The organism is Aeromicrobium sp. (genome assembly GCF_014378035.1).
GTDB lineage: Bacteria > Actinomycetota > Actinomycetes > Propionibacteriales > Nocardioidaceae > Aeromicrobium.
On record NZ_JACMOM010000333.1, the window covers coordinates 1 to 3384 of the forward strand.

Annotated in this window: 4 protein-coding genes; all 4 read left to right on the forward strand. The window is 63.7% G+C overall.

Translation table 11 applies throughout. The annotated features are described in order from the left end of the window. Positions 1–197: 197 nt before the first annotated feature. Positions 198–920: a signal peptidase I gene (lepB, locus tag H7290_RS17800; protein WP_290515358.1), complete on the forward strand. Its 723-nt coding sequence runs from the start codon at positions 198–200 to the stop codon at positions 918–920. A gap of 27 nt (positions 921–947) precedes the next feature. Further along, positions 948–1583: a ribonuclease HII gene (locus H7290_RS17805; protein ID WP_290515359.1), complete on the forward strand. Its 636-nt coding sequence runs from the start codon at positions 948–950 to the stop codon at positions 1581–1583. Between the two features lie 39 nt (positions 1584–1622). After that, positions 1623–1946 carry a DUF2469 family protein gene (locus H7290_RS17810; protein ID WP_119976661.1) on the forward strand — a complete coding sequence of 108 codons (324 nt, stop codon included), beginning with the start codon at positions 1623–1625 and terminating at the stop codon, positions 1944–1946. A 174-nt stretch (positions 1947–2120) separates the two neighbouring features. Beyond that, on the forward strand, positions 2121–3384 hold a 1264-nt coding region (locus tag H7290_RS17815; RefSeq protein WP_290515360.1), incomplete at its 3' end, for a glyceraldehyde-3-phosphate dehydrogenase.

Below are 3384 nucleotides of genomic sequence, written 5' to 3' on the forward strand. Positions count from 1 at the left end.
TGCGTGGCAAGAAGGCCAAGATCAAGGAAAAGCGCTAACCCGCAACTTCTGCGTAAAGCTAGGCCTCGTATCAACCTGAGCTCCGGATCCCGTACAGTGGATCCGGAGCTCAGGCGGTTTAATTGACAGAAGAAGTACTGACCTCGCGATCGGATCGCCGGGCATCAGAAGCACCCAGAAGCAAGAAGCGTAGCGTCTTGCTCTTCCTGCGCGACCTCTTGGTCATTTTCGTGGTGGCACTGCTCATCTCGTTCCTGATCAAGACCTTTCTCATTCGTTCGTTCTACATTCCCTCGAGTTCGATGGAACAGACGCTGCAGGTCGATGACCGCATCATCGTAAACCAGCTTGAGCCGGGCCTGATGCCCATCGAACACGGCGACGTCGTGGTCTTCACCGACCCGGGCGGCTGGCTGCCCCCGTCGGTCGAGGTCGAACAGAACCCGATCGTGGCGTCCCTGGATTGGCTTGCATCGATCGTCGGTCTGTCGGCGCCCGACAGCAATGATCACCTCGTCAAGCGCGTCATCGGCCTGCCCGGCGACCACGTGGTCTGCTGCAATGCGCTCGGTCAGATGAGCGTCAACGACATCGCCCTCGACGAGTCCTCCTACATCGCCCCAACCGGTGAGACCCGCGTGTCCAAGGACGATTTCGACGTCGTCGTTCCGGCCGATTCGCTGTGGATGATGGGCGACAACCGCTACAACTCCAAGGATTCCCGCTACAACGGCACCACCCCCGGTGAGGGCTACGTGCCTCTCGAGAACGTGGTCGGACGCGCCCTCGTGGTGAGCTGGCCGCTGGGGCACCTGAGCTGGCTCGACAACCACGCCGACGTTTTCCGCGGCGTCGAACAGACGGATGATGGCGCGACCGACACCGAGGTACCCACCGGCACGCAGACCGACGGCGAGTAAGTGGCCGTTTCGGATCCCACTCTCGACGTGGAACGTGAACTGCTTGCCGCCTACCCCTCGCTCGCGTCGGGACAGGGCTGTTTGATTGGCTGTGACGAGGTCGGCCGAGGCGCGCTGGCCGGGCCGGTCGCCGTGGGGCTGGCCGCGATCGACGTGAACGTCACCCCTCTTCCGGAGGGTCTGCGTGACTCGAAGATGCTCAGCGAACCCCGCCGTGAGCTGTTGGCCCCGCGCGCCGAAGCGTGGGCGCGCTACTCGGCTGTCGGACTTGCGACCGCTCAGGAGGTCGACGAGCTCGGCATCATCGCCTGCCTCGGGCTGGCCGGCAAGCGAGCCCTTCTGAAGCTGCACGACCATGGAGTCGACGTGCGCGCGAGCGTCGTTCTGCTCGACGGCAGCGACGACTGGCTCACGCGGGCCCTGGGTACGCCGCTGCGCGTGGTGACCCGCATCAAGGCCGACCGGGATTGCGGGTCGGTGGCCGCGGCATCCGTCATTGCGAAGGTGCACCGGGACCGCATGATGATCGCCTACGACTCGGTCACTCCCGGCTACGGCTGGTCCGGAAACAAGGGGTATGGCAGTGCGGCTCATATGAGTGCCATCGCCGAACTCGGCCCGAGCGAGCTGCACCGGCGGTCCTGGCTCAAAACCCTGGCCTAGATTCGTCGACCTCACAGCACGAACTAGGATTGGGTCACCATGGAAGAAGACGAGTTTGAGGACTACGACCGCGAGGTCGAGTTGGCCCTGTACCGCGAGTACCGCGACGTAGTCGGGCAGTTCCAGTTCGTTGTCGAAACCGAGCGGCGGTTCTACCTGGCAAACGAGGTGGAGCTCGTGCGCCGGGATACCGAGCACGACTTCTATTTCGAGCTGACGATGAAAGATGTCTGGGTGTGGGATGTCTACCGCTCCGATCGCTTCGTGAAGTCGGTGCGCGTACTCACGTTCAAGGACGTCAACGTCGAGGAACTCGCCTCGAAGGACTTCGAGCTGCCGAAGGAACTGGCGATTGACGAGTAGGTACTCGGGTAGGGCTCGGGTGGTCGCCCGGGTAGGCGTTAGACGGGTGACGAGGCGGTAGGCTTCAGGCGCTCACACAAACCAACGACGGTAGGAAGTAGCGTAGTGAATCACACTCAGGCAGCGGATCGTGCTCGGCAACTCTGGATCGACCGGGAGGCGCTGGCTGAAGCCATGATTCCCCTGATCGGTCGGCTTTACCGCACGAACAATGTGGTGACGAGCGTGTATGGGCGCGGCCTGGTCAACAAGTCTGTGGTCGGGCTCCTCAAGGCCCACCGTTTTGCGCGGCACATCGCCGATGTCGAGCTGCCGCTCGAAGAGACGCTGCCTATTTTGCAGGCTCTCGGTGCCCTGAACCTCGGCGCCGCCTCGCTCGACGTGGCTCGCCTGGCGGTCGGTTACCGTGCGAGTGTTGCCGGCACGACCCTCGACGAGTACCTGCGCGAGGAACTCGGCCCGATCGTCGGCCAGCACGGGCTCGACGAACGCACGAGCACCGACGTCGTGCTCTACGGTTTCGGCCGCATCGGTCGGCTGCTCGCCCGCATCCTGATCGAGCATGCCGGCGGCGGCCAGGGCTTGCGCCTGCGGGCGATCGTCGTGCGCAAGGGCTCGGAGAACGACATCATCAAGCGCGCGAGCCTGCTGCGCCGAGACTCCGTGCACGGCCCCTTCGAGGGCACGATCACGGTCGACGAGATCAACAATACGATTCTCGCCAACGGCACGCTGATCCAGGTCATCTACTCGAGTGACCCCGCCTCGGTGGACTACACGTCATATGGAATCCACAATGCCGTTGTCGTCGACAACACGGGCCGCTGGCGCGATGCCGAGGGCCTCTCCCAGCACCTCACGTGCCCAGGAGTTGCGCGGGTGCTGCTCACCGCGCCGGGCAAGGGTGCGCTCAAGAACATCGTGCACGGCATCAATCACACCTCGATCACCGCCGACGACCTCATCGTCACGGCCGCATCCTGCACGACAAACGCGATCACCCCGGTGCTGAAGGCCGTCAACGACCGCTTCGGCATCGTCGAGGGACACGTCGAAACGGTGCACTCCTTCACCAATGACCAGAACCTCATCGACAACTTCCACTCGGGCGATCGACGGGGACGCTCGGCGGCCCTCAACATGGTCATCACCGAGACCGGAGCCGCCAAGGCCGTGGCGAAGGCGCTGCCCGAACTGGCCGGCAAGCTCACCGGCAACGCCATCCGGGTTCCCACCCCCGACGTGTCGATGGCGATCCTCAACCTCACCCTCGAGGCCGGTACCGACAAGGAAGAGCTCAACACCTACCTGCGCACCATGTCGCTACACTCCGCGCTGCACAAGCAGATTGATAACATCGTCTCGCCGGAGGTCGTCTCGAGCGACTTCCTCGGATCCCGCCGCGCGGGCATCGTCGATGGCCTCGCCACGGTCGCCA